20 protein-coding genes and 4 tRNA genes are annotated in these 26,724 nt (G+C 43.7%); 17 read left to right on the top strand and 7 right to left on the bottom strand.

Features of this window, described 5'->3' with window-relative positions; genetic code table 11:
* Window positions 1–5: 5 nt before the first annotated feature.
* Window positions 6–1,523: an amidophosphoribosyltransferase gene (gene purF, locus FE810_RS13035; protein WP_138320497.1), complete on the top strand. Its 1,518-nt coding sequence runs from the start codon at window positions 6–8 to the stop codon at window positions 1,521–1,523.
* A gap of 81 nt (window positions 1,524–1,604) precedes the next feature.
* On the opposite strand, the gene FE810_RS13030 is transcribed toward purF, so the two are convergent.
* The 4 genes from FE810_RS13030 to FE810_RS13015 all read right to left on the bottom strand — a co-directional run bounded on the left by FE810_RS13030 (window position 1,605) and on the right by FE810_RS13015 (window position 4,897).
* A complete protein-coding gene (locus FE810_RS13030) occupies window positions 1,605–2,204 on the bottom strand; it encodes a Yip1 family protein (RefSeq protein WP_138320496.1) in 600 nt (199 codons plus the stop codon).
* A 232-nt stretch (window positions 2,205–2,436) separates the two neighbouring features.
* Window positions 2,437–2,721 (bottom strand): hypothetical protein, encoded by a 285-nt coding sequence (locus FE810_RS13025; RefSeq protein ID WP_138320495.1) that lies wholly within the window; start codon window positions 2,719–2,721, stop codon window positions 2,437–2,439.
* Window positions 2,722–2,789: 68 nt separating this feature from the next.
* Window positions 2,790–4,157 (bottom strand): aldehyde dehydrogenase family protein, encoded by a 1,368-nt coding sequence (locus FE810_RS13020; protein WP_138320494.1) that lies wholly within the window; start codon window positions 4,155–4,157, stop codon window positions 2,790–2,792.
* Window positions 4,158–4,240: 83 nt separating this feature from the next.
* Window positions 4,241–4,897 (bottom strand): TetR/AcrR family transcriptional regulator, encoded by a 657-nt coding sequence (locus FE810_RS13015; RefSeq protein WP_138320493.1) that lies wholly within the window; start codon window positions 4,895–4,897, stop codon window positions 4,241–4,243.
* A gap of 472 nt (window positions 4,898–5,369) precedes the next feature.
* Between FE810_RS13015 and dbpA the strand changes: the two genes are divergently transcribed.
* The 4 genes from dbpA to FE810_RS12995 all read left to right on the top strand — a co-directional run bounded on the left by dbpA (window position 5,370) and on the right by FE810_RS12995 (window position 11,722).
* The gene (gene dbpA, locus FE810_RS13010) at window positions 5,370–6,758 is read left to right on the top strand and encodes an ATP-dependent RNA helicase DbpA (protein ID WP_138320492.1); all 1,389 of its coding nucleotides are present in this window, start codon (window positions 5,370–5,372) and stop codon (window positions 6,756–6,758) included.
* Between the two features lie 308 nt (window positions 6,759–7,066).
* Window positions 7,067–8,743, top strand: coding sequence for a M10 family metallopeptidase C-terminal domain-containing protein (locus tag FE810_RS13005; RefSeq protein WP_138320491.1), 1,677 nt, complete (start codon window positions 7,067–7,069; stop codon window positions 8,741–8,743).
* A gap of 156 nt (window positions 8,744–8,899) precedes the next feature.
* The gene (gene miaE, locus FE810_RS13000; protein ID WP_138320490.1) at window positions 8,900–9,670 is read left to right on the top strand and encodes a tRNA isopentenyl-2-thiomethyl-A-37 hydroxylase MiaE; all 771 of its coding nucleotides are present in this window, start codon (window positions 8,900–8,902) and stop codon (window positions 9,668–9,670) included.
* A gap of 114 nt (window positions 9,671–9,784) precedes the next feature.
* Window positions 9,785–11,722: a DUF885 domain-containing protein gene (locus tag FE810_RS12995; protein ID WP_138320489.1), complete on the top strand. Its 1,938-nt coding sequence runs from the start codon at window positions 9,785–9,787 to the stop codon at window positions 11,720–11,722.
* Between the two features lie 18 nt (window positions 11,723–11,740).
* Here the strand turns inward: FE810_RS12995 and FE810_RS12990 are convergent, their stop codons facing one another.
* Together FE810_RS12990 and FE810_RS12985 are read right to left on the bottom strand one after the other, a co-directional pair.
* The gene (locus FE810_RS12990; RefSeq protein WP_138320488.1) at window positions 11,741–12,478 is read right to left on the bottom strand and encodes a UDP-2,3-diacylglucosamine diphosphatase; all 738 of its coding nucleotides are present in this window, start codon (window positions 12,476–12,478) and stop codon (window positions 11,741–11,743) included.
* 2 nt (window positions 12,479–12,480) lie between these two features.
* Window positions 12,481–12,972, bottom strand: a complete 492-nt coding sequence (locus FE810_RS12985) for a peptidylprolyl isomerase (RefSeq protein ID WP_138320487.1) — start codon at window positions 12,970–12,972, stop codon at window positions 12,481–12,483.
* Window positions 12,973–13,209: 237 nt separating this feature from the next.
* Between FE810_RS12985 and cysS the strand changes: the two genes are divergently transcribed.
* A complete protein-coding gene (gene cysS, locus FE810_RS12980) occupies window positions 13,210–14,592 on the top strand; it encodes a cysteine--tRNA ligase (protein ID WP_138320486.1) in 1,383 nt (460 codons plus the stop codon).
* A 91-nt stretch (window positions 14,593–14,683) separates the two neighbouring features.
* Here the strand turns inward: cysS and folD are convergent, their stop codons facing one another.
* Window positions 14,684–15,547 (bottom strand): bifunctional methylenetetrahydrofolate dehydrogenase/methenyltetrahydrofolate cyclohydrolase FolD, encoded by an 864-nt coding sequence (folD, locus tag FE810_RS12975; RefSeq protein ID WP_138320485.1) that lies wholly within the window; start codon window positions 15,545–15,547, stop codon window positions 14,684–14,686.
* A gap of 285 nt (window positions 15,548–15,832) precedes the next feature.
* Between folD and FE810_RS12970 the strand changes: the two genes are divergently transcribed.
* The 11 genes from FE810_RS12970 (at window position 15,833) to FE810_RS12920 (ending at window position 26,258) form a co-directional block, all read left to right on the top strand.
* Window positions 15,833–15,909: transfer RNA gene (locus FE810_RS12970), tRNA-Pro, on the top strand.
* Between the two features lie 90 nt (window positions 15,910–15,999).
* Window positions 16,000–16,076: transfer RNA gene (locus FE810_RS12965), tRNA-Arg, on the top strand.
* A gap of 7 nt (window positions 16,077–16,083) precedes the next feature.
* Window positions 16,084–16,159, top strand: a tRNA-His gene (locus FE810_RS12960).
* A gap of 6 nt (window positions 16,160–16,165) precedes the next feature.
* A tRNA-Pro gene (locus FE810_RS12955) sits at window positions 16,166–16,242 on the top strand.
* A gap of 379 nt (window positions 16,243–16,621) precedes the next feature.
* Window positions 16,622–17,926 carry a trigger factor gene (gene tig / locus FE810_RS12950; RefSeq protein ID WP_138320484.1) on the top strand — a complete coding sequence of 435 codons (1,305 nt, stop codon included), beginning with the start codon at window positions 16,622–16,624 and terminating at the stop codon, window positions 17,924–17,926.
* A 92-nt stretch (window positions 17,927–18,018) separates the two neighbouring features.
* Window positions 18,019–18,636 (top strand): ATP-dependent Clp endopeptidase proteolytic subunit ClpP, encoded by a 618-nt coding sequence (gene clpP / locus FE810_RS12945; protein ID WP_281278334.1) that lies wholly within the window; start codon window positions 18,019–18,021, stop codon window positions 18,634–18,636.
* 108 nt (window positions 18,637–18,744) lie between these two features.
* Window positions 18,745–20,025 (top strand): ATP-dependent protease ATP-binding subunit ClpX, encoded by a 1,281-nt coding sequence (gene clpX / locus FE810_RS12940; RefSeq protein ID WP_138320483.1) that lies wholly within the window; start codon window positions 18,745–18,747, stop codon window positions 20,023–20,025.
* A 307-nt stretch (window positions 20,026–20,332) separates the two neighbouring features.
* Window positions 20,333–22,681 carry an endopeptidase La gene (lon, locus tag FE810_RS12935; protein ID WP_138320482.1) on the top strand — a complete coding sequence of 783 codons (2,349 nt, stop codon included), beginning with the start codon at window positions 20,333–20,335 and terminating at the stop codon, window positions 22,679–22,681.
* Between the two features lie 286 nt (window positions 22,682–22,967).
* Window positions 22,968–23,240 (top strand): nucleoid-associated protein HU-beta, encoded by a 273-nt coding sequence (gene hupB / locus FE810_RS12930; RefSeq protein WP_136735967.1) that lies wholly within the window; start codon window positions 22,968–22,970, stop codon window positions 23,238–23,240.
* A 278-nt stretch (window positions 23,241–23,518) separates the two neighbouring features.
* Entirely contained in the window at window positions 23,519–24,010 is a 492-nt protein-coding gene (locus FE810_RS12925) for a hypothetical protein (protein WP_138320481.1), read from the top strand.
* A gap of 331 nt (window positions 24,011–24,341) precedes the next feature.
* The gene (locus FE810_RS12920) at window positions 24,342–26,258 is read left to right on the top strand and encodes a SurA N-terminal domain-containing protein (RefSeq protein ID WP_138320480.1); all 1,917 of its coding nucleotides are present in this window, start codon (window positions 24,342–24,344) and stop codon (window positions 26,256–26,258) included.
* Window positions 26,259–26,724: the final 466 nt, after the last annotated feature.

Below are 26,724 nucleotides of genomic sequence, written 5' to 3'. Positions count from 1 at the left end.
ATTTCATGTGTGGTATTGTTGGCATTGTAGGCCAGTCGCCCGTTAGCCAAGCTCTATATGATGGTTTAACCGTAATTCAACATCGAGGCCAGGACGCTGCTGGTATCGTTACAATTAGTGATAATACCTTCAGGCTTCGCAAAGCCAATGGTTTGGTAAAAGATGTATTTCACACCCGCCATATGCTGCGTTTGCAAGGGGATATTGGTATTGGTCATGTACGTTATCCAACCGCCGGTACTTCCAGCTCTTCAGAAGCTCAACCATTTTATGCCAACTCTCCTTACGGCCTGTCATTAGCCCATAATGGTAATCTGACTAATGCGGAAGAGTTAAAATCCTGGCTTTATAACAAAGCCCGCCGTCACGTAAATACCACGTCCGATTCCGAATTATTATTAAATATTTTTGCTCATGAGCTTCAGCAGGCTGAAAATCTCGAGTTAACCGCGGAAGATATTTTTCACGCAGTGAGTCAGGTTCACAATCTGGTTCGAGGCGCTTATGCAACCGTGGCATTGATTATCGGCCATGGTATGGTTGCTTTTCGTGACCCGCATGGTATCCGTCCATTGGTCTTCGGTAAACGTGAAACCGAACGTGGTGTGGAGTATATGGTCGCATCTGAGTCGGTCGCGCTCGATGCCTGCGATTTTGAGTTTATTCGTGATGTGGCACCCGGTGAAGCGATTTATATTAGCGAAGACGGGCAATTATTTTCAAGCCAATGTGCTCAAAACCCGACCTACAACCCATGTCTTTTCGAGTTTGTTTATTTTGCCCGCCCAGATTCGACCATTGATAAAATGTCTGTTTACGCATCTCGTGTGGAAATGGGTACTGCCCTGGGTAACAAAATTTCTAAGGAATGGGATGACGTTGATATCGATGTGGTTATCCCGATCCCAGAAACATCCAATGATATTGCCTTGCAAATCGCCCAGCATCTAGACGTTCCTTATCGTCAGGGATTTGTGAAAAACCGCTATGTAGGCCGCACATTTATTATGCCGGGTCAGGCGGAGCGCAAAAAGTCAGTGAAACGTAAACTCAATGCGATATCGGAAGAATTTAAAGGCAAGAACGTATTACTTGTCGATGATTCGATTGTACGTGGAACGACCTCTGAACAAATCATTGAAATGGCTCGTAATGCCGGCGCGAAAAAAGTGTATTTTGCCTCAGCAGCGCCAGAAGTGCGTTTCCCGAATGTCTATGGAATCGATATGCCATCGGCAACAGAATTAATTGCTCATGGTCGCGAACTCGAAGATATTTGTGAGTTAATTGGCGCTGACAAGCTGATCTTTCAGGACCTGAAAGATTTGGTTGCCGCCGTTGGTAAAGGCAATAAAGACATTAAAGAATTTGAAACTTCTGTTTTTAATGGCACGTATATCACCAACGATATTGATCATAGCTATCTCGAAAAACTGGATGCTATGCGCAACAATGAAAGTAAAGAGCAATCCGATAAAGAAGCGGATTCGATTTTGGACTTACATAATGAAGGTAGCGAGTAACCGACTAAGGTTTCGTTATCCAATCATAAAAAAAAGGCGCTATTAGCGCCTTTTTTTATATGTAACCTTTTAGGGGAAACGTTAACCGGTAAATTCAGGACCAAAGCCCAGTGTCCAGGCCATTGCCGTTGCCGCAAGTATACAAACGAGTAACACTAATCCACACGTAACCACCGAACTTGCATAAATAAACCCTTTCTCTTCAGGAATGTGCATCAGAATCGGTGTGCCGGAATACAATAGGTAAACCGAGTAAGCCACCGCAATCATACCGGCAATGGAAAATACCCATAATACCGGATAAAGCGCGGCAATGCCCACCATCAGCACTGGCGTTGACGCATAAGCGGCAAGCTCAAGAGATTGGGAAATATTTGGATTTGCATCGAATGTCTTTGCCATCCAATGAATAAGCCCGGTTAATGCCGCCATCGACACGATAATGGCACAATACATAGAGCCAGCCAGAAGCATGGCACTGGATTTTGTGAGCATAATTGGATCACCGGCGCCAATCCTCCAGCCGATGTGGGCAGCGGCAAAGTAGCCGCAAATTGCAGGTATTAACGCCACAATCAGGATGTGTGCCATGCTATAGGCGATACCTTCATGACGGGAATCGATTTCATTCCATTCTTGACGCGGATGGGCGTAGATACCCCAGATATGATTTAGGATCATTGTCTTCTTCCTCTTTCGCTATCCCCAGTTAAGCACAACTATGTATGCTCGCTGTTGTCGCCTTTATTGTTATGGTTTTATTATAATTTTAATAAGGCACAGTTATATTTATGTAGTATGTACAAGAAATAATCAAGAGTTGTTTATAAAATACGCGGTAAAAATGTTCTAAATCAAACATCATGAAGGCAGGGAGGGCGCTTTGACTCCTGAGAAGCCGCCGGTTATTGGGTCAGTATCGTTTTAAGCGGGTTACTTTCATATATTCGAATTCCAATCCGGCAACCATGTCCGTTGCTCGATAATAGGTAATATTCACCTTTTGACCCTTCAGGCTTTGGTACATTTTTTTCCGTCGATATTTAAAAGCAACCGTATAGCCCTGCAACATCAATGTATTCAGGAACCAGTCACCGTCCTGACGCTGGACATGGGAGGTTACGCTAATGCCATCCAAATGATTTAAAGACTGATGTCGCTCGAGCATTTGTTTAACGTGTTTGGCTTGTTTATTCATACAATAGTTCTGACATTCAAACAAAAAGCGCCCCATGGCGCTTTTTCATTTTCCTAATTTCATTGAAATTAGCGAATTTTTTTGAGGAAGTTTAGCTTCCAGTCTTTATAAGGCGCAAATCGTACTGGTAAATCGGCCATAAACGGACGCTTTAACACGGATTTTAAATGCGAAAAATTATCGAAGCCAGACTTTCCGGAATATTGCCCCATACCGCTAGGGCCAGTGCCACCAAATGGCAAATCAGGAACGGCATTGAACATAACAACGTCATTGATACATTGACTGCCGGCGCTAATTTCATTTTGCCATTGCTGTTTTTGCTCATTGTCTTTGGTAAAGATGTAAGCGGACAAGGGTTTATCACGCTCGATCACAAATTGCTTAGCGCTGGCAAAATCTTCAACACAGATGATTGGTAATATCGGACCAAAAATTTCCTCGGTCATTAACTTCGAGTCCAGCTCTGGATTCACCACTACGGTCGGATCAATATAACAATCTTCAATTGAGTGATTGCCGCCAAGCACGATTTCTCCAGAGTCGAGGTAACTAATCAATCTCTCAGTGTGGCGAGGGTTGATGATTCGACCGTAACTCTTACTTAACTGAGGATTATCTCCAAACATGGCGCTGACTTCTTTGGTTAAGGCATCAACCAAAGGTTTAACCATGTATTTATGGGTTAGTATATAGTCGGGCGCAATACAGGTTTGTCCGGCGTTCATCCATTTACCCCAGGCCAGACGCCGGGCGGTGATTTTCATATTTGTGGTTTGGTCGATATACACAGGGCTTTTGCCACCGAGCTCTAACGTGACTGGCGTCAGGTGTTTTGCCGCAGCAGCCATTACAATTCGACCTACGTGACCATTTCCGGTGTACATAATGTGATCGAATTTCAGGCTCAATAACTGTGTAGATTCTTCGATTCCACCTTCAACAATTGTGACTGCCTGCTTATCGAGGTAGAGGGGAATAATCGTCGCCAATAATTTAGAAACATTTAATGCCATTTCTGAAGGTTTGACGATAGCACAGTTACCGGCGGCGATAACGGCAACAAGTGGTGCCAATACCAGTTGTAGAGGGTAGTTCCAGGCTCCCATGATCAGTACGCTACCTTGTGGTTCCGGTACGATATAGGATGATCCTGGTTGTGCAACGATAGGCGTTGCAACCTTTCTAGGTTTTGCCCATTTTTTCAATTGCTTAATGGTATGGTCCACATCACCCGTGACGTAAGAGATTTCAGTGATCCAAGATTCCTGCTCTGGCTTGCCTAAATCCTTTTCCAGTGCATGAATAATTTCGGCCTCATGGTTAATAACCATCGCCTTGATTTGCTCTAACTGAGATTTACGCCAGTTGAGATCGCGAGTAACGTTAGTTTGAAAATAAACACGTTGTTGGTCGAGTATGTCTTGATAGTTCAAAATAGACTTCCTGGATAAAAATGTGTGTCTTAAGATTATGATTAATCACAGGAGAGGTAGTGGGGGATGGTCGTCGCTTGGAACTAGGTTTTTAACCCCAATACCCAGCTAAGTTGACGTTTGACCAGCATCCTGATTTCACTCATCTTAACGCTTTGTGGGGGCAAAGGTAAATACATATACTGAATTCGAGTGAACGCGATCATCATTAATTCTGCATTGATCGTCGGATCGATACGATTAAAGTAACGACAAAGTTTTATAAATGGTTGTTTTAACTGCTTAATGTGTGAAAAAGCAATACCTTTTAATTCTTCAGAGAACATCATTTCGGTAAAAAATATCTGTTCTACCGCCAAGCCCGTGGGGCGGTTGATGATATTATCGTACATGTGCCGAGACGCTATATCACTCAATTGCTCACATAGCAGTTTACGGACACTGACCTTACGCCGCTCCGCCGCTGTGTAACTTTCAATTAGCGTAAACCCACGCAACCACTGACTGGTATTATCCGCAACAAACCGTTCCGCACTCAATTGAATTGCTTCACGCACCAGTTGTTGGATATCAACGAAATAATAAGTGGTTAAAGATAGCTGGATTTGTCCTTGCTGTGCGACAGCTCTATGGGTTGTCCCTTTAATACCGGACTTTGCAATAACCTCAATCGCCGCATTAAGGATCCTTTCTCGAGTTTGCTCACCTTTAGGGCTTTTTTTCAAACTTGTCCGTGCCATAGATACATCCTTGCTCTTTTTTATTGGCTTGTAAGGTTTGTAAGTACTACCATAATGCCTTGTGTAAATTTAGGCAATGGTTTTTATTTTCCTTTTAATAGCAATGAGTTAACAATCATTCCGAGACCCATGGAAATTGCATATAGAGCATAGCGTTATAGGTTATGACCTTGCTTTATGACTATGCCTTATATCTGCGAGCCAACTCGCTGTAAGCGACAAGTAGAACCACGATTGAACCACTTAGCGTGAACCACTTAACGCGAACAAAGTCGTGTGGATAACTTAACGTCAACAAGATACTGATAAAAAACAATAATCATACGGTGGCGAGTAAAATATCTTATCGGCAGCAACACGAATACCAGTACAATCAGCGCAACTGAAAACAAATCCAATGCAATGAAAGTGAATTGTCCAGATACTTTGTCTGATATACTTGCTAACTCATATTCCTGCTATTGGCGAACCCGTGGACAATACCCAATTTCAAACACTACCGCTTCGTTCTGAATTAACGAATAATCTTACCCATCTCGGCTACCAACAAATGACTGAAGTTCAAGCACTTAGCTTACCGGCAATCGTTTCCGGACGTGACGTGATTGCGCAGGCAAAAACCGGCTCCGGTAAAACCGCCGCATTTGGACTGGGTCTGCTGCAAAAGCTTGATGAAAAAGCATTTCGAATTCAGACGCTGGTACTGTGTCCAACCCGAGAACTTGCTGAGCAGGTTGCCTTAGAGATCCGAAAACTGGCACGCTTAATTCATAACATTAAAGTGCTGACGTTATGCGGCGGTGTGCCGACCGGTAGGCAAGTCGACTCTTTGCGCCATGGGGCTCATATTATTGTCGGTACTCCGGGGCGGGTCGAAGATCATCTCGGTCGTGGGTCGCTAAATCTTAACCATGTGAACACCTTGGTTTTAGATGAAGCCGACAGGATGTTGGATATGGGCTTTGAACCTGCGATAGAACGCATATTCAAGCAAATTCCAGCGTCACCCCAGGTCTTGTTGTTTAGTGCAACATTTGCCGACAATATTCATGCCATCAGTCGTCGCTACATGCATAAACCTGAGCATATTGTGGTTGCGCAAACCCACAATCAACAAACGATTGCCCAGCGGTTTTATCAGGTACATGGCGCTGACGATAAGCTATTGGCAGTACGTTTGTTGATTCAGGATCATAAACCTGTTTCGACGGTGATATTTTGTAATACTAAATTGGAAACGGTGCAGTTGAGTGAGCAATTGCAATCTTGTGGTTACAGCGCTGTCGCATTGAATGGTGATCTTGAACAAAGGGAACGTGATCAGGCCATGATCCAGTTTGCGAACAAAAGCGTTTCGGTGTTAGTGGCAACCGACGTTGCCGCGCGTGGTCTTGATGTGGACAACTTAGATCTGGTGATCAACTATTCACTGGCCCATGATACCGAAATACACACTCACCGAATTGGCCGCACAGGTCGGGCTGGAAATCAGGGGGTCGCTTGCTCGTTTTACAGCGAAAAAGATCATCATAAGATGGCCCTGCTTAATGATTTAATGGATACCGATATCGTACCCGAACGATTGCCTGATAAGGATATCTTACAATTGCCGGTGATCAAGCCGCCGATGGCTACCATACAAATTCTGGGGGGCAAGAAACAAAAAGTGCGCGCTGGAGATATCGTTGGCGCCTTAACCCGGGGACAGGAGTTATCCGCTGATGACGTTGGCAAAATTCAGTTGTTGGATAATTTAGCCTATGTTGCGGTAAAACAAAAAATTCGTAATGTTGCATTGGCTAAAATCGTCGAGGGCAAACTAAAAGGCCGAAAATTTAAAGCGCGTATTATACGCCGTTAGTTCCTGTAAAAATGGACACCTCGCTGGAAGCAGAATGCCGTTCTGCTTTCAACTAACCTTACCCTTGCATTATTTATAAATATCCAAACCCGCCGCAGTCTCGCTTGAGTTAGTAAATATTTAGTTACACCTGTCAGGCACAATTAAAATCATTTGAATTTTTACAACTGCTTGAAAATATTGTAATAATTATTAGGTTGTCGTTGTTGAACAAGTCCGTATTCTGTCCAGATAACATAGTTAAATATTGCTTTGTATGTCACTCATTTTTTAATGAGTTCCCCATTCCCTAATAAAAAGAGAAACGCATGACTGTAAAATGTTTAAGTAACAAACAACTTGCCTTGAGTCTGACCTTGGGTACAACATTAATTTCAATGAATAGCTTCGCATCAGTACCGGAGGCATTACCGGAACAATTACAACCGGATCTGAGTGTGATAGCCGACCCTGAAAATTTAAGTATTGATGGCTTTACGGGGGGCATATTTCGAGAAAAGGAAATTGCAACCTTACCGCGAGTGATCAATCAAATCTGGACGGGTTACAACAATTCCGTTAACGCTGGTGTCATCACCTATAATTTCCCAAAAGGAAAAAAGCTTACGGGTTTATACAACAATCCTAAGTATGGCTTTACGGCGGGTAATGGCTTGAGTGGCTTTTCTGAGGCTCAGAAAGATGCCGCGCGCAACAGCATTCAATTGTGGGATGATCTGATAGCGCCTAGTTTTAAAGAAAATAGTGCCAATGGCGCCGATATTCAGTTTGCTAACAGCGAAGATCCTGGCCAAGCCTATGCATATTATCCTGAATATGGCTTTACCAATGCCAAAGGTTATAAGTTTTTTAGTGATATATTTGTCGCGACTCCGGAGCTAAACTGGACCAATGCCTGGTTAAGTTTTGGCGGCTATGGGGTAACAACCTTAGTCCATGAAATCGGTCACACCCTCGGGTTAAGTCATCCAGGTGCATATAATGGCGCTGGTGCCACCAACTATGTCAGCCAGGCTGAATATGCACAGGACAGTAATCAATACACATTGATGTCATACTGGGGCGATGAAGAAACCTCCAATCAACCATTCCCGGCAGGTATTGTTGACTGGAGTACGGGGTTTTATAACTATCCGCATACACCCATGTTACATGATATCCTGTCGATACAGGCTGCGTATGGTGCGGATTTAACCACCCGCAGTGATGATACTGTCTACGGCTGGAATTCCACCGCAGGTAACGCGGTATATGACTTTTCTCAAAACCTATTTCCAATCCTGACAATTTATGATGCCGGCGGTAACGATACCATCGACATGTCCGGTGCGAATGCGAGCGTATACATCAATCTTAATGATGGTCAGTATAGCTCTGGTGCATCAGCGGTCCCAAGTGATGATGTGATTAATAGCAGACGGCAGCTTATGCGCGATGCCGGCTATACAATCTTAGGCAATGTTGGGCCGGGTACCAGTGATTATTGGCAAGGTTTAACGACGAGCGCGCACGCAGGCTATCTGGCATGGGAAACAGGGGTGCAAGGGCTGGGTGTTACATCCCATGACAATATTGCTATTGCTTACGGTACCATAATCGAAAATGCAATCGGTTCTAGTGAGCGAGATTATTTAAAAGGTAATCGTGCTGACAATGTCTTGACTGGAAACTCTGGCGACGATGTGCTTAATGGTTTGGCTGGGGCAGATTTATATGTTGGTGGGGAAGGTTACGATACCTTTGTCTTTTCGAATATTGAATCAGGCGATGAAATTGCCGATTTCGAGACCGGCAAAGACGTCATTGTTCTTCGCGATACCGGCGTTACATTCACGTTTATTGGCGCCGATGCTTTTAGTGATACGGCTGGCGAGCTTCGTTATGATAATGGGCAATTATCTGGCGACGTTGACGGTGATGGTATGGCTGATTTGTCGATCAACCTCAATAGTGCTGCATTAATCAATAGTGATTTAATTTTGTAAAACATTAACCACAAAATGAAAAAAAAGCCCATTATTGGGCTTTTTTTCTCTCTGTTTACGGCGTGCACGCCAGGTAATGAAAATTATCATCATTCTCTGCATAGCTATGATAAAATCGTCGTATTATTTTAGTTCGTCGAAAATCACATAGATTCAATGTCCACTGAAAACCTGTTGGCCCCCATTCACGCATTTTTACAGTGTCCGACGCCGGATGCCTGGGTAGAAGAAGCTCGAAAACCCGAAAACCTGTCTTTGTTACTCACAGATCACATGATATGTGAATTGAAAGCCGCACAAACCGCGATGTGGTTAATTCGCAAGTATGCCGTCGATAAAGAGAGTGGCGATGAGCTATTGAATTGGTTGCAGCCTTATGAGCAGTTTATCTATCGTAAGGAAGGGAGTTTGAAATCCTTGTCCCTAAAACTTAAGTTTTCCAAAGCCATTGTCCCGAAAGCAAATTCTGGGGTTGGTGGCGAGTTAGTTGATAAAATGGTGTTGTTGATCAAGGAGGAGCTACATCATTTTTATCAGGTATTGGAAATCATGGAAAAGCGCGGCATTGTCTATAACAATATTACCGCAGGCCGTTATGCCAAAGGGTTGATCCGACACGTGAAAACTCATGAACCAGAAACTCTGGTCGATAAGCTGATTTGTGGCGCTTACATTGAGGCGCGTTCGTGTGAACGCTTTGCTAAGCTTGCTCCATTTTTAGATGATGAGTTACATAAATTTTATATCTCATTACTGCGCAGCGAAGCACGTCACTATCAGGATTATCTTAAACTCGCCGAACAGGTCGCGGGGCACGACATCAGTGAGCGCGTGCGTTATTTTGGCGAAGTGGAAGCAACATTAATCTCTGCGCCCGACGATGAATTACGTTTTCATAGTGGCGTCCCGGCCAATAGTCTTTCTTAAATTCCCTAATCTTTTGCTCTGACAATTTGCGCTAGTTGCTGGTGGGGCTTATATTTTGATTAAGCCCTCTTTTTCATTCCTGCTGTATGGAAAAATAATTCAGGAACGAAGCAAATGCGATATTTTGTTAAAACCCGCAACCTCGCGGTTGTGGTTTGTCTATTGCTCTGGGGATGTCAGAGTACCTCAGAACCCGAAACAATAAGCTCAACTCAGCAAACATCTGTGCCTGCCGCACAAAGTGATCCGCATTCTGCCCCTGACGGGACAGGTGAATTTACGACTGTCAGTGAGTCGGAACGATTAAATCTTTGGTTTGAAGATAAATACGAACAGCAACTGCAGATGAGTCCACTGATGTTGACTCGAATAGGTCGTAAAGATCAATACGATAAAGTCGACGACTTTTCATTGCAGGCGATGGATGACCAATTAAGCTGGTATGCGAATACCGTCGATGAATTGAAAACCCATTTTGACTATCAAGCGCTCACTCCTGAAGCCCAAATCTCCTACGACATTTGGGTTTATCAATTTCAATTGGCCCGAGACAGGCGATTATATTTCAGCCATGAATATGTATTTACGCAAATGCAGGGTATTCAAACCTTATTACCTCAGGTGTTAATCAACTTCCATCGAGTCGACAACCTAGCCGACATGGAAGCCTATATAGAACGCATTAAAGGCATGTCTGTGGCGCTTAATACTCTGTTAGAATTGGCAAAATCTAAATCTTCAGCCGGTTATCGTCCCCCAAAATTTGCCTATCAAGAAGCGATGGCGCAAATCAACAACCTGATCCGTGGAGAGCCATTTCACCAAGGCGCCGATTCTCCGTTATGGAGTGATGTGAAAGCAAAGGTGACGGCATTACAGACATCTGGCCAGATCACAGCATCTCAAGCTCAAAGTCTGCGATTCAATGCCCGCAAAGCGTTGACTCGAGATCTGTATTCTTCTTATCGAAATATCACTTCATGGATGCAAAAAGATATGCGTCTGGCTAAAGACAATCCGACTGGGGTTTCGCGGTATCCAGATGGCGACGCTTATTACGAATATCGCTTGCGTTTAGCGACTAATGGTAATTACAGCGCCAATGAAATACATCAAATTGGCCTGGATGAAGTAGACCGAATTACCGAAGAAATGATCGATATAAAAGACTCGGTTGGATTCAGCGGTAACTTGAATGAATTCTTCAATTATTTGCAAACCGAACATCGCTTTTATTATGCCAATACCGATGAAGGCCGACAGGAGTATTTGCAGCAAACCGAAGCGAACCTGGCATTTATTGAAGAGAAACTCGCGGATTATTTCACCACCTTGCCAAAAGCCGCATTGCAGGTTAAGCGCGTGGAAGCGTACCGGGAACAAGACGGTGCGGCGCCACATTATTACCCAGGAACGCCCGATGGAAGCAGGCCAGGGGTCTATTACAGCCACATGTCAGATATGTCGGCGTTGCATAAAAATGATATGCAGGCGATAGCCTACCATGAAGGTAATCCAGGTCATCATATGCAAATATCGATTGCTCAAGAGCTCACTGGACTGCCCAAATTTCGAACCCAGGCCCAGTTTGGTGCTTATATTGAAGGCTGGGCACTCTATGCGGAATATCTCGCAAAGGAAATGGGGGCTTATCAAGATCCTTATGCCGACTTTGGACGTTTGACGACGGAAATGTGGCGTGCGGTGCGTCTGGTGGTTGATAGTGGCTTGCATGCAAAAGGTTGGAATGAACAGCAGGCCGTGGCGTATTTCAAACAACATACTCCACTGTCGGAAGATGTGATCCGCTCCGAAGTTCGTCGTTATCTGGTCTGGCCGGGTCAGGCAACCGCGTATAAAGTGGGTATGATGAAAATTCAGTCGTTACGCAAACAGGCACAAGCGCAACTGGAAGGCGATTTCGACCTGAAGCAATTTCACGATACCGTATTAACGAGTGGTGCATTACCTCTGCATCTGCTCGAAAAACGCGTTAATCTATGGATTGAAGATGCGCCGCTTGGCGGCGCAGTCGCCGTGGTAAAAGATTAGGAAAAAGTTCGCGGGTAATCAGTTTTTGCCAAATGGCTGGCAAAGAAGTTCAAGCTGGCCATTTTCTGACTTTAACCAGGCACCTTGCTCATACCAGTCTCCAAGCACAATGCGTCTGGCCGGCGTTTCACCGAGCGTAAAGTGATGGATGTCCGGTCGGTGAGTATGGCCATGGATCAGCAGGTCACAGTCTGCTTGTGTTAAAACCTTTTCCACCTCGGACTGGGTAACGTCCATAATATCCTGCGCTTTTAGTGCTGTAGACATCGCACTTTTGGTGCGGTAATTCTGCGCCATTTTCCGACGCACTGACAACGGCAGACATTTGATAAAGCCTTGCCACCACCAGGTTCGAGATTTGGCTCGAAATTTTTGGTAATCCACATCACGGGTACATAAAGTATCGCCATGCATGATCAACGCTTGCTTGCCATCGAGATCGATCAGCTGGGTATCCGGTAATAGCGTCATACTGCAACGTTTGGCATATTTTTCGCCGAGCAAAAAATCACGGTTGCCTTGAATGAAAAAGATTTCCGTTCCTGTCTGACTGAGACTGGTCAGTTCCTTGGCCACCGAATTGGACAATGCATTAAAATCATCATCACCTATCCAGTATTCGAATAAGTCACCAAGGATATATAATTGATCTGCTGCTGGAGCGGTGTCTTTTAGGAAGTTGAAGAAGCAAGTCGAAATATCGACTCGCTCTTCACTAAGATGCAAATCTGCAATAAAGTAAATCAATCGAGACAAGGCTAGGCAACTTCCACCGACTCAATGATAATGTCTTCTTTCGGTACATCATCATGGAAACCGAAACGACCCGTTTCAACCAATGTCATTTTATCAACCACATCCATACCTTCGACTACGTGTGCGAAAACGCAATAGCCCCAGCCTTGTACACTTTCGTTTTTAAAGTCTAAGAAACCATTGTCGACAAGGTTGATAAAGAATTGCGCGGTTGCAGAATGTGGATCCTGAGTACGGGCCATTGCCAATGTACCGCGTTTATTACTCAAACCATTATTGGCTTCGTTTTCAATCGTAGCACCGGTGGTTTTTTCCGTCATTCCGGATTCAAACCCACCGCCTTGAGCCATAAAGCCCTTGATTACACGGTGGAATATTGTGCCGTTGAAAAAGCCTTGCTGGCAGTATTGCTGAAAGTTTTCTGCTGTTTTAGGAGCATTTTCAAAATCCAGTTCGACTTTAATGTCGCCTAAATTGGTCTTAAATGTGATCATAGTTGGTTCCTGTTTTGGGAAACATGCACGTGGCAATGATAATACAATAGGTGCTGAATTGTACTTAGCCTTTTGGGTAAGTACAAGACAGGGCGAAGAAAGGCCTTATTAAGAAGGAGAGGCGTTTTGGTGAATGGCGTTACATTACGCGAGTTTATAGTCTTTAGTTATGTCGGGGCTTAATGTACAATTGCCGCCATTAATTCCCCAATGTTATTAGTTAATCGAGAGCGTTTAATGTTACACGTATACAATACCCTCAGTCGTAAAAAGGAAGAGTTTCAACCAATCACACCAGGCAAGGTGGGTATGTATGTGTGCGGAATTACGATTTATGATCACTGCCACATTGGCCATGCCCGAACGTATGTAGCATTCGATGTCATTGCTCGTTATTTGCGACATTTAGGCTTTGACCTTACCCATGTCCGCAATATCACTGACGTTGACGATAAAATCATTAAACGGGCAGCAGAGAATAATGAAACCTGCGATAGCCTAACGAGCCGTATGACTGCAGATATGTACGCCGATTTGGACGCTTTGAATGTTGAACGCCCAGACATCGCACCGACAGTCACAACCCATATGCCGGAAATCATTGCATTGGTTGAGCGCTTAATTGAGCGCAAGCATGCTTACGTTGCCAGCAACGGCGACGTTATGTTTGATGTGGGTTCGTTCCCGGATTACGGTAAACTAAGCATGCAAAATCTGGATATGTTGCAAGCCGGTTCTCGTGTTGATGTTGATCAAGCAAAACGAGACCCATTGGATTTTGTCCTTTGGAAAATGGCTAAACCGGGTGAACCTTCCTGGTCCTCGCCCTGGGGTGAAGGTCGTCCCGGTTGGCATATTGAATGTTCGGCGATGAATTCAAAGCATCTTGGCGAGCATTTTGATATCCATGGTGGTGGTAGCGATTTGCAATTTCCTCATCATGAGAATGAGATTGCTCAGTCTTGCTGCGCTTTTGACACGCCTTATGTTAACTACTGGCTACACGGCGGTATGGTTCAGATCAATAAAGAAAAAATGTCCAAGTCATTGGGCAACTTCTTTACTCTGCGCAGTGTTTTGGAAGAGTATGACGCCGAGTCAGTCCGTTATTTTTTAATTTCCAGTCACTATCGAAGCCAGCTGAATTACTCGCAAGAAAACTTGACCCAGGCACGGGCGAGTCTTGAGCGAATTTACACGGCATTGCGTGATGTAAAACCGGTTACCGTGTCTTTGGCGGATAATGATTACGTAGTGCGCTTTGAAGCGGCCATGAATGACGACTTTAATACGCCGGAAGCACTTCCGGTTTTATTTGAACTTGCCAAGGAAGTAAACCGCTTAAAATCAATTGATGCGATAAAAGCCGGCGAGTTGGCTTATGTACTGATCAAACTTGGGGCGATTATTGGCATCGCCCAGTCAAAACCTGCAGAGTTTTTGCAAGGCAGTGGCGGTGCAGATGATGAAAGTGAATTAATTGAACAGCTCATTGCCCAGCGCAATCAGGCACGCGCCGATAAAGATTGGGCTAAAGCCGATGAAGCACGCGATAAACTCAAGGCAATGAAAGTTGTGCTTGAAGACAGTGCAGGAAAAACGACTTGGCGCCGAGGTTAACGTTTTTTTACCCTTGAAATTGTCATTAAAATAAAAAAGCCGGGAATATCCCGGCTTTTTTTTCTTTAATTCGTGAAACCGTGATTTCGATTTATTTTTGGCGGTCGCCATATTGCTCACAGGCAATTAAGGTGTTTTCAATCAAACTTGCGACTGTCATCGGTCCGACCCCGCCAGGTACTGGAGTAATGAAAGCCGCTTTTTCTTTTGCCACACCAAATTCGACATCACCGACCAGTTTTCCTGTGGCTAAACGGTTAATACCTACATCAATTACGATAGCCCCGTCTTTTATCCAATCGCCAGGAATAAACTCTGGCTTACCGACTGCAACGACAACTAAATCTGCTTCGCGAACTTTTTGCTCTAAGTTTTTGGTAAAGCGGTGAGTGGTAGTGGTGGTGCAACCGGCGAGCAGTAATTCTAAAGTCATTGGCCGACCAACGATATTTGACGCACCGATGATTAGTGCGTTTAAACCATGGGGTTTAACGCCTGTCGATTCGATTAAGGTCATAATACCTTTTGGTGTGCATGGACGCAGGCCCGGTTGGCGCAGAGCTAACTTGCCAACATTAAACGGATGGAATCCATCAACGTCTTTGTTTGGGTCAATCCGCTCAATGATTAAATTAGCATCTAATCCTGCCGGCAAAGGCAATTGCACCAAAATACCATCGATTTCAGCATCGTGATTGAGTTGGTCGATAACATCCAGTAATTCTTGCTGTGATGTTGTATCTGGCAAATCAAATGATTTTGATACAAAACCCACTTCTTCACAGGCTCTCCGTTTGGAACCAACATAAACCTCTGATGCCGGGTCGTTACCAACTAAGACCACCGCAAGCCCAGGCGCACGTTGATTGCGGTTAATACGTTGTTCGACACTCGCTTGCACATTTTTGCGAATTTGTGCCGCTATCTTTTTTCCATCGATTAGGGTCGCTGACATTAGATAAAATACTCTGGTAACTTAGCTAAAAAAATTTTTCGGTATTTTCCCACATATTGCTACATTGTTGTAGGGGCAAGGAAGGAAATAATATAAATGATCCCTTAGTGAGTTTGTTCGTATAAAATAGTAATTCATATTCCAGTGAAGACCATATTTTTACTGGAACAAGGCAAAACGCTGTAAAATTGAGCGAACAGTCATAAATTCTAAAAAAAGGTTTGACGACCTTATCGTGCATAGGTAATATGCGCATCCGTTGGAGCACGACAGTGTTCCATGTGTCGGTGATTAGCGCAGCTTGGTAGCGCACTTGGTTTGGGTCCAAGGGGTCGCAAGTTCGAATCTTGCATCACCGACCACTTTTCTTCTCTAAGGTTTTATTATTTTAGTGAAGAAATGTTTAGCGTTTGATTTCGTTACTCGCTAAACTAACCTGTAAGGTAGTTTATGCGCCCTTAGCTCAGCTGGATAGAGCAACGCCCTTCTAAGGCGTGGGTCGTAGGTTCGACTCCTACAGGGCGTGCCATACAGTGGTGGCTGTAGCTCAGTTGGTAGAGCCCCGGATTGTGATTCCGGTTGTCGTGGGTTCAAATCCCATCAGCCACCCCATCTTGTCGGTGATTAGCGCAGCTTGGTAGCGCACTTGGTTTGGGTCCAAGGGGTCGCAAGTTCGAATCTTGCATCACCGACCATCTTTTCTCCCTGAATTTTTCATTAAAATCAATACCTCGTTAACTTTTTCAGGTATCGTTCTTCTAGATTCTTCAATGTCCACATTCACCATTATTTTACCTGCTCGTTAATCGGTTTCATTTGTGCGACTTAGTCGTGTTTTGTAATGACTTTGCAACCCACGCTCGATGTTTGCTAACTATTGATTAAAAGCTGTTTACTCTTGCCTGAAGCCTAGTTATAATCCCGCGTCACATAATTTTAATCTTGTTGATATTGGTTTTCCAATCATCAGCACTAAGCATCTTTCATGGATTTTTATTGCCATTATGGTGATTTGTTAAGGCCTGAATAGATGGATGAAATGGCGTCGAAAACGTCAGAATTTGAGGTATGTAAATGCAAGTTTCAGTTGAGACTACTCAAGGTTTAGAGCGTAAATTATCAATTTCTGTTCCAGCCGAGACAGTAGATGTAGAAGTTAAAAATCGTTTGCGACAAATCGCAAAGACTCAAAAAATTAACGGTTTCCGTCCTGGTAAAGTACCACCTTCTGTCATTCAGAAGCGTTATGGTAAGTCTGTTCGTCAAGAAGTTGCTGGCGAACTAATGCAGCGTCATTTTGTTGAAGCGATTGTTGCGGAAAAATTAAATCCAGCGGGTCGTCCTGCATTTGTTGCAAAAAGCAATGAAGAAGGCAAAGAGTTGGCATTTGAAGCAACGTTCGAAATTTATCCTGAAGTTGCGCTTTCTGGCCTTGAAACAATCAAGGTAGAGAAACCACAGGTTGAAGTAACGGACAAAGACTTGGACGAAATGTTCGTGACTTTGCAAAACCAGCACAAAACCTGGAAAGAAAACAAGCGTAAGACTAAGAAGGGCGACAAGCTTACTATCGATTTCAACGGTCGTGTAGACGGTGAAGAATTCGAAGGTGGTAAAGCGGAAGGTTTCGAACTTGAACTAGGTTCTAACCGCATGATCCCGGGCTTTGAAAAAGCGATTACCGGTATGAAAGTTGGCGAAGAGCAAACTATCACCATCACATTCCCAGAAGATTACCACGCAGAAAACCTAAAAGGTAAAGACGCAGAGTTTGATATCAAAGTTCACAAGACTGAAGGTCCTGTGTTACCAGAAATTGACGATGAGTTCGCTAAGCTTTTTGGTGTAGAAGACGGTGGTGTTGACGCATTACGTGATGAAGTCCGTAAGAATATGGAACGTGAATTAACACAAGCTGTTAAAGCGAAAGTTAAAGAGCAAATCCTTGACGGTCTGGTTGAAGGCAACGAACTTGATGTGCCTAAAGCACTCGTTGATCAGGAAGTTGACGTGTTACGTCAGCAAGCCATGCAGCGTTTTGGTGGTCAAATGGACCCTGCGAATATGCCACAGCTTCCAGCTGAAATGTTCACTGAACAAGCAAAACGTCGCGTTAAAGTTGGTTTGTTACTTGGTGAAGTGATCAAAGTCAACGACGTGAAAGTCGATGACGCGAAAGTGAAGTCTCTAATTGAGTCTGCAGCTTCTGCCTACGAAGATCCACAAGAAGTTGTCGATTACTACATGAACAACCAGGAAATGCTACAGCAAATGCAGCACGTTGCGATGGAAGAGCAAGCAATTGAATTGCTACTTGATCAAGCGGATGTGTCTGAAAAAGAAACAGCTTTTTCTGAAATCATGAATCCACAGGCTTAATCACTGATTAGTGATTGACTTTGTGCTAAGCAATAGCTTAAATGGCTTATATGAGTGCATATAAGCCATTTTTTTATTTATAAGGATGATCATTGTTTACTTCTAACTTAAAACACGGTGAGATTGAAAATGCGTTGGTTCCTATGGTTGTTGAACAGACGGCCAAAGGGGAGCGTTCCTATGATATTTACTCTCGTTTATTAAAAGAGCGTGTCATTTTTCTATGTGGCCAGGTAGAAGAGCATATGGCAAACCTGATCGTGGCACAGTTATTGTTCCTTGAATCAGAAAGCCCGGAAAAGGACATTTATCTCTATATTAATTCGCCAGGTGGCAGCGTGACTGCCGGCATGGCAATTTACGATACGATGAATTTTATCAAGCCAAATGTAAGCACGGTTTGTATGGGACAAGCGGCCAGTATGGGCGCATTTTTATTGTCCGCCGGCGAAAAAGGCAAGCGTTTTTGTCTGCCGAATTCTCGTGTCATGATTCATCAACCCCTTGGTGGCTTCCAAGGTCAGGCATCAGACTTTGAAATTCATGCGAAAGAAATCCTGTCTATTAAGGAACGCTTGAATCGTTTAATGGCGGACCATACTGGCCAGCCTTATGATAAAGTTGCTGTAGATACTGACCGAGATAACTTTTTAAGCGCCGAAGATGCGGTTGAATACGGATTGGTTGATGGCATCCTTAAACAACGCTAGGACTGATATCCAGCGTTGTGATTTACGTAATCTGTGAAATACTTATACATAGCGATTGTTGTGTAGTCGCCTGATGGCAGGCAGCATAAAAGATGAGGTACTGACCGTATGACCGATGGTATTAAAGGTAGCGGTGATAACGAAAAATTATTGTATTGTTCCTTCTGCGGAAAGAGCCAACATGAGGTTCGCAAATTAATTGCGGGTCCATCGGTATTCGTTTGTGACGAATGTGTAGAGCTGTGTAACGATATTATCCGCGAAGAAATCAAAGAGATTTCGCCAAAAGCCGATGCTGAAAAGCTTCCGACTCCAGTGGAAATTCGGGATCACTTAGATGAGTATGTGATTGGCCAGGAACACGCCAAGAAGGTACTTTCTGTAGCCGTATACAACCACTACAAGCGTCTGAAAAATGGCGATGTTCACAATGGTGTTGAACTGGGTAAAAGTAATATCCTGTTAATTGGTCCTACCGGTAGTGGTAAAACATTACTCGCAGAAACCTTAGCGCGCTTACTTGATGTGCCATTTACCATGGCGGATGCGACAACATTAACGGAAGCCGGTTATGTCGGTGAAGATGTTGAAAACATCATTCAAAAATTATTACAAAAATGCGATTACGATGTTGAGAAAGCACAACGTGGTATCGTATATATCGATGAAATAGATAAAATTTCCCGCAAATCTGATAACCCATCAATTACTCGCGATGTCTCCGGTGAAGGTGTGCAACAAGCATTATTGAAGCTGGTTGAAGGTACCGTTGCGGCGGTACCGCCACAAGGCGGTCGTAAACATCCGCAACAAGAGTTTTTGCAGGTAGATACATCGAAGATTCTGTTTGTCTGTGGTGGTGCGTTTGCGGGGCTTGATAAGGTAATCGAACAACGTTTACTGACCGGAACCGGTATTGGCTTTGGTGCTGAAGTGAAAGGCGAAGACCAGAAAAAATCATTGACTGAACGGTTCCAGGAAGTCGAACCGGAAGATTTGGTTAAATACGGATTAATCCCAGAGTTTATTGGTCGTTTGCCGGTAGTGGCAACCTTAAGCGAATTGGATGAAGATGCCTTGATTCAAATTTTGCAAGAACCGAAAAATGCGTTGACGAAACAGTTTACCGCCCTGTTCGATATGGAAGGGGTTGAGTTAGAGTTTCGTCCGGATGCATTAAAAGCGATTGCCAATAAAGCGATGATCCGCAAAACCGGTGCTCGGGGTTTGCGCTCGATTGTGGAAGGTGTATTACTCGATACCATGTATGATTTACCGTCAAGTCAGGATGCGATCAAAGTTGTCGTTGACGAAGCGGTGATCAAAGGTGAAAGTAAACCTTTAGTGATTTATCAATCGTCGAAAGAGCAGCAGGCCAACGCCGAATAGCGTTAATTTTGCAAACGAAAAAAGCCTCCTCAATGGAGGCTTTTTTTATGTCGATGTTCCGTTTTGAAATAGGTTGAAACCTTTAGGACTTATTTATCGATCAGACACAAAATAAACGAAACACGTATAAAGCCGGTGATAAAGTGACCTTAGTGGGATTTATTTTTACTAACACGTTGAAACTCTTGCCGCTATCCCCATATACTCAGTAAAGCAACAATTCGTTAATCAACTCAATGAGGTAGTACTCGATTCTTTACCTCCTTCGACATTGAGTGTAGTAAACCACTTTTTCCAAGAGATATTCATGACAAAAGAGCATTCAGGACAGATTGAAACCCCCGTATTAGCCCTTCGGGACGTCGTTGTATACCCGCAGATGGTTATTCCTTTGTTTGTCGGCCGAGAAAAATCCATTCGTTGTCTCGAGCAGGCAATGGATACGGATAAAAGAGTGTTTTTAGTGGCCCAGAAAGATGCCAGTGTTGACGATCCAAACCCCGAAGATCTCTATAAGATAGGCACCGTTGCTACCATACTGCAAATGCTTAAGTTGCCCGATGGCACGGTAAAGGTGTTGGTTGAAGGCATTCAGCGCGCCACTATTGATGAATTTATTGAGACAGACCAATCCTTTATCGCCAATGTAAGCTTTATCGCATCCACGGAAGTTAATGAACAAAACTTTGAAGTTTTAGTTCGTTCAGCGGTCTCTCAGTTTGAAGGTTATGTAAAACTGAATAAGAAAATCCCACCGGAAGTCTTAACTTCAGTATCTGGGATTGAAGATGCGGAGCAACTTGCCGATACAATGGCAGCGCATATGCCGCTGAAACTCGAAGATAAACAGCACGTTCTGGAAATCATCAGTGTAAACGAAAGAATCGAATACCTGATGGCCTTGATGGAAGGTGAAATCGATTTGCTGCAAGTGGAGAAGAAAATTCGTTCACGGGTGAAAAAGCAAATGGAGAAAAGCCAGCGCGAGTATTACCTCAATGAACAAATGAAAGCCATTCAAAAAGAATTAGGCGATATGGACGAGGTGCCGGACGAAGGCGAACAGCTGGCAAACAAGATTGAAGAAGCGCAAATGCCCGCTGAAGCCAAAGAAAAAGCGTTGGCTGAGCTGCAAAAACTGAAAATGATGTCGCCCATGTCCGCGGAAGCGACCGTGGTGCGCAGTTATATTGACTGGATGATCAGTGTACCGTGGAAAAAACGCAGTAAACTCAAGCGTAACCTAAAGCTCGCTGAAGAAGTGTTAGAGCAAGATCATTACGGCCTTGAGAAGGTCAAAGAACGGATTATTGAGTATCTAGCGGTACAACAAAGGGTGAGTCAGTTAAAAGGCCCTATTTTGTGTCTCGTTGGACCTCCGGGGGTTGGTAAGACGTCATTAGGTCAGTCGATTGCAAAATCTACCGGCCGCAAGTATGTGCGCATGGCGTTAGGTGGTGTTCGTGATGAAGCCGAAATTCGAGGCCATCGCCGCACCTATATTGGCTCTTTACCGGGTAAACTGATTCAGAAAATGGCAAAGGCAGGGGTTAAAAATCCACTGTTTTTGTTAGATGAAATCGATAAAATGTCTTCGGATATGCGTGGTGATCCCGCCTCGGCATTGCTTGAAGTCTTAGATCCAGAACAGAATAATAATTTCAACGATCATTATCTTGAAGTGGATTATGACCTGTCTGACGTGATGTTTGTCGCAACGTCTAACAGCATGAATATTCCAGGTCCTTTATTAGATCGGATGGAAGTGATACGTCTTTCGGGGTATACCGAAGATGAAAAATTGAATATCGCACGTCGTCACTTATTGTCTAAGCAAATTAAGCGTAATGGCTTGAAAGACAAAGAAATTCAAATTGATGATAGTGCAATCATTGGCATTATCCGCTTTTACACCAGAGAGGCCGGTGTGCGTAGTCTGGAGCGAGAAATCTCTAAACTTTGTCGCAAAGCGGTCAAGAAAATTCTGCTGAATGATGACGTCAAAAAAGTCACCATTAATCAGGATAACCTCGAAGATTTTCTTGGTGTACAACGTTTTGATTACGGTAAAGCCGAAGATGAAAACCGTATTGGTCAGGTTACCGGGTTGGCCTGGACTGAAGTCGGCGGAGAACTTTTAACAATTGAAGCTGCTTCGGTTGCTGGTAAAGGTAAGCTTACCTATACCGGTTCGCTAGGGGACGTGATGAAAGAGTCCATTCAGGCGGCGATGACCGTTGTCAGAAGTCGGACAGAAACATTGCGCATTAACGAAGATTTCAATGAAAAGCGCGATATTCATGTCCATGTACCGGAAGGTGCAACGCCGAAAGATGGCCCAAGTGCGGGTATCGGTATGTGTACCGCGTTGGTATCTAGTTTAACTGGGAATCCAGTTAAAGCGGATGTCGCGATGACAGGTGAAATTACCCTTCGTGGCGAAGTGTTAGCCATTGGTGGTCTTAAAGAAAAACTGTTGGCGGCTCACCGAGGTGGTATTAAAACCGTCGTCATTCCGCACGAAAATGAGCGCGATTTGAAAGAAATTCCAGATAATGTCAAAGCGGATTTATCGATTCATCCGGTAAAATGGATAGACGAAGTGTTGGAATTGGCACTGGCAGAACCTGTTGAAAAGTGGTCGGTAGACCAATAAACGGTGATTTTTTGTTAAGAAAATCCTTTTTTTCGAACTTTTTGTAAAAAAAATTGAATTTAGGGGTTTTCAAACATAAAAAAAGTGGTAGTCTGGAAATCGAAGCCACGCTATCCCCCTATAAAGCTTATAGAAGCAAGGGAGTAGGTGTTTGTTCATAAGATTTGAAATTGAATTTAAATCTTATTTTTGGAACCTGAGGCTTGCGTTTAAAAAAAATGCTTGATATAAAAATTTAGAGCATTTAAGTAAGCTTCGTATAATAACAAATAAAGGGGAAGACATTGTGAATAAGTCTCAACTAATCGAGAAAATTGCTGCGGGCGCTGATATTTCTAAAGCTGCTGCAGGTCGTGCGCTAGATTCTTTTATCGACGCGGTATCTGACGAGTTAAAAGCGGGTGAGCAAGTTGCTCTAGTTGGTTTCGGTACATTCTCTGTACGTGACCGTGCTGCTCGTACTGGCCGTAATCCTCAAACTGGTGCTACCATTGAGATTGCTGCAGCTAAAATCCCATCTTTCAAAGCGGGTAAAGCTCTTAAAGATGCAGTAAACTAAGATTAGTTTCCTGATTTAAAAAAAAGCCGGCTTTTGCCGGCTTTTTTGTTTTTCATTCTCCAGCGGATACTTTCCCTTCGAAGAGATGCTATTTGTCACCGCACCCCCCGATTTATCCACGCCACCTCTGTGTTTTGATTCTCAGCCAGTACTCCATAGGACATTGATCAAAGCCATTTCCTTTCACGATGATCAAAATAATTCGAAGCGAGTACAAGTTAAAACCCGACATTTGAACTATTCTCATATTTAACAACAATTTGAATTCGGAGAACACAGTGGATCATGAAAATATCGGGCAGCTGTTAGGCTTTATCGTGGCGCATAGCGCGTCAATTGGTGATGAACTAAAAGAAAGGGAGCTTATGGTGCCATTCGTGATCTCCGTGCTAGATAACCATCCTACTGTTATCGATTTTGAAGCGGAAACCCAGGAAATGGCGGTGAATAATGCGGAAGCCAAATTGGCAGAGTTAAGTTTATCGGCAGATGCATGGTCCTATGCCCAGGACGGTATGGTAACGATGGACGATGGTTCTGAACAGGATGTCTATTTTTATAAAGTTTGGCTAAATGGTATGGTAGAGCCCTTGCTGGCTTATCAAATGTATCAAAAATACCCTTTTAAACTTAAAGGCAACGTACAGATATTGAATTATGTTGAAGCGGGGTTAAGTCCCGATTTACAGGAACCATTAATCAATGGCTTAAATGTTGGTATCAGCTCTCACGATACCGCAAATCAAAAATGGGACTCCTGGTCGCAATAATCTTAACCATAACTTGTCGCCGACTCGTTAATTCACTGGGTGCAAATCCAATGGCACCGGCTGTCTTTCAGTTGTAGTGTTGATTTGCGTTAGAAAATCTTTTTGTCGTCGCTTTGTCGTCAATTTTTTTTGATTGAGAATCCAATCAAAGCTTAACATCGATTTTACATTTCATTGATTAACTACACAAAGAGCAACGCTTGTGTTTCTCTACCCCTTATTCTGATTAACAATAAGTCATTTTTTTTGCAATATTCACTAGGAGCACTGAAAGGCTTTTGCTACAATCAGGCGATAAATTTTTAAGGTCCTGAATTAAAAAGAGACACTCATGTTAGAAAGAATTAGAGAAGGCTCGAAAGGAGTTACCGCCAAAGTCATTCTTGGTTTGGTTATTGCTACCTTTATATTTGCCGGTGTAGGAAGCTACACAAATACCGTAGATACGTCAGTCGCCACAGTAAACGGCGAACCGATCAGTCAACAAGCGTTTCAGGAAGCTTATCGTCAGCAACGTAATCGGATGCAAAGCCAGTTCGGTGAAATGTTTGCGACACTGGAAGCCAATGATGCATATATGGCAAACCTGAGAGAGAGTGTTCTGGAACAATTGATCAGTGAAGAATTGCTGGATCAAAACGCCATTGCCCTGAATCTTCGCGTTGGCGATGCACAAATTAAGCAAACTATTCTTGAAATGCCTGAATTTCAATTGGATGGCAAGTTTGACAACGCTCGTTTTCAAGCACTAATTCAGCAAGCCGGCTTTTATGACGCGTCTTCATTCAGTCGTTATCTGAATGAAACCATGGTACGTCAGCAGTTGGTTCAAAGCATTAGCACGACAGAATTTAGCTTGCCTTACCAACAGGAAATGATGGTAAAGCTGATTAATCAAAGTCGTGACGTTCGTTATGCAATCTTGTCAACGGAAGGTTTTAAAGACGGTATTGAAATTAGCGAACAAGAGGTTGAAGAGTATTACCAGGCGAATCAAGGTCGTTTTGCAACGCCTGAAATGGTCAAAGTGGAATATGTCGAATTAAACCTGAATGACATTGCTGGTGAAGTTGCTGTTACTGAAGCTCAAGCTCAAGAGTTTTATGAAGAGAATAAAACGTCATACACAAAACAAGAACGTCGACGTGCGGCGCATATCTTGGTCGAGTTTGGTGAAGATAAAGCCGCGGCTCAGGCAAAAGCTGAAGAAGCGCTTGCCAAAGCCAAAGCTGGTGATGATTTTGCCGCACTGGCATTAGAGTATTCAGCGGATACTTTCAGCGCCGAGAATGGCGGTGATCTTGATTGGCAAACGCAAGGTTCTATGGATGAAGAGTCTATGGACAACGCTTTGTTTTCTGCATCGGAAGAAAGTCCGGTTGCTGATTTAGTCGAAACCGATTTTGGTTTCCACATCATCAAAATGACGGATATGGAAGCGGAGCAGATCAAAACCTTTGATGAAGTCAAAGATGAAATTCTGGCAACCATGAAAAACGATCAGGCGCTTGAGTTGTTTTATGAACAACAAACGACGATGGAGCAGCTGAGCTTTGAAAGTTCAGATTCGTTGGAAGAAGTAGCAACAGCACTGAATACCGATGTTAAAACCAGTGATTGGTTAACTCGCTCAGGCAATGTCGCGCCATTTAATAACGCGGATTTAATTGCCACAGCATTTTCAGTTGAGTTGATGGAAGACGGTCTGAACTCTGACGTTTATGAAGTAACGCCTGAGCAGCAATCGATTGTTATCCGTATTGCAGATTACCAAGCGGCGGATACTAAGCCATTGGCTGACGTACAGCAGGAAATTACCGTTCTTCTGACTCAACAAAAAGCAACTGAAATCGCACGCACTAAAGCTGATGAAATTATCGAAGCAGTGAAATCAGGTAATGACGTAGATGTGGCCTTGACTGAGTTGAATTCAGAATTTGTTGAGCATGCAGCGCTGACAAGAATGGATGCGACCGTTGATGGTGCGATTGTGAAAAATGCATTTACATTACCGCAACCACAAGCTGATGAGTTATCCCTTAGCAGTATTGAACTAGCGAATGGTGACTATGCGGTGTTACAAGTTGTTGCCGTCGATGAAGGTACTGCCGGTGCGCAAGATGCGAACCTGGCTGAGCAACAACAACGTATGTTGTCTCAATCTACTTATGCAACCTATATCGAACAGCTTAAAGCTAACGCGGAAATTGTCCGTACGTTATCAAAAGCAGACGCAACACTTTATTAATCGAAGATTCTAATCTTTGAATTGAAAAGGCCGCATCGCGGCCTTTTTTTTTGTACATGGATGTACTTATCCTCTCGAGCCATGGATGGTGTTAGAGAGGGTTTGTTATGGATGTACTTATCCTCTCGAGCCATGGATGGTGTTAGAGAGGGTTTGTTATGGATGTACTTATCCTCTCGAGCCATGGATGGTGTTAGAGAGGGTTTGTTATGGATGGTCTTATCCTCTCGAGCCATGGATGGTGTTAGAGAGGGTTTGTTATGGATGGTCTTATCCTCTCGAGCCATGGATGGTGTTAGAGAGGGGTTGTTATGGATGTACTTATCCTCTCGAGCCATAAAAGCCTGTCTATGGCCGTTCGGGCGCCTATCTGTCGCCACATCGCTGTTTCGTATCCAATACCATCGGAACACCTTAATTTCTGCTATCCAGCTGTCAAAATTGATTTTTCTAATTTGTACTATAC

The organism is Thalassotalea litorea (assembly GCF_005843925.1).
Classification (GTDB): domain Bacteria; phylum Pseudomonadota; class Gammaproteobacteria; order Enterobacterales; family Alteromonadaceae; genus Thalassotalea_A; species Thalassotalea_A litorea_A.
The sequence above is the reverse complement of the archived record's forward strand: the minus strand, read 5'-3'. Positions and strand labels throughout refer to the sequence as shown.

Excerpts from the sequence above, each read along its gene's own strand:
- purF (WP_138320497.1), top strand. The coding sequence starts at position 6 with ATGTGTGGTATTGTTGGCATTGTAGGCCAGTCGCCCGTTAGCCAAGCT.
- FE810_RS13030 (WP_138320496.1), bottom strand. The coding sequence starts at position 2,204 with ATGATCCTAAATCATATCTGGGGTATCTACGCCCATCCGCGTCAAGAA.
- FE810_RS13025 (WP_138320495.1), bottom strand. The coding sequence starts at position 2,721 with ATGAATAAACAAGCCAAACACGTTAAACAAATGCTCGAGCGACATCAG.
- FE810_RS13015 (WP_138320493.1), bottom strand. The coding sequence starts at position 4,897 with ATGGCACGGACAAGTTTGAAAAAAAGCCCTAAAGGTGAGCAAACTCGA.
- FE810_RS13005 (WP_138320491.1), top strand. The coding sequence starts at position 7,067 with ATGACTGTAAAATGTTTAAGTAACAAACAACTTGCCTTGAGTCTGACC.
- miaE (WP_138320490.1), top strand. The coding sequence starts at position 8,900 with ATGTCCACTGAAAACCTGTTGGCCCCCATTCACGCATTTTTACAGTGT.
- FE810_RS12995 (WP_138320489.1), top strand. The coding sequence starts at position 9,785 with ATGCGATATTTTGTTAAAACCCGCAACCTCGCGGTTGTGGTTTGTCTA.
- FE810_RS12985 (WP_138320487.1), bottom strand. The coding sequence starts at position 12,972 with ATGATCACATTTAAGACCAATTTAGGCGACATTAAAGTCGAACTGGAT.
- cysS (WP_138320486.1), top strand. The coding sequence starts at position 13,210 with ATGTTACACGTATACAATACCCTCAGTCGTAAAAAGGAAGAGTTTCAA.
- folD (WP_138320485.1), bottom strand. The coding sequence starts at position 15,547 with ATGTCAGCGACCCTAATCGATGGAAAAAAGATAGCGGCACAAATTCGC.
- tig (WP_138320484.1), top strand. The coding sequence starts at position 16,622 with ATGCAAGTTTCAGTTGAGACTACTCAAGGTTTAGAGCGTAAATTATCA.
- clpX (WP_138320483.1), top strand. The coding sequence starts at position 18,745 with ATGACCGATGGTATTAAAGGTAGCGGTGATAACGAAAAATTATTGTAT.
- lon (WP_138320482.1), top strand. The coding sequence starts at position 20,333 with ATGACAAAAGAGCATTCAGGACAGATTGAAACCCCCGTATTAGCCCTT.
- FE810_RS12920 (WP_138320480.1), top strand. The coding sequence starts at position 24,342 with ATGTTAGAAAGAATTAGAGAAGGCTCGAAAGGAGTTACCGCCAAAGTC.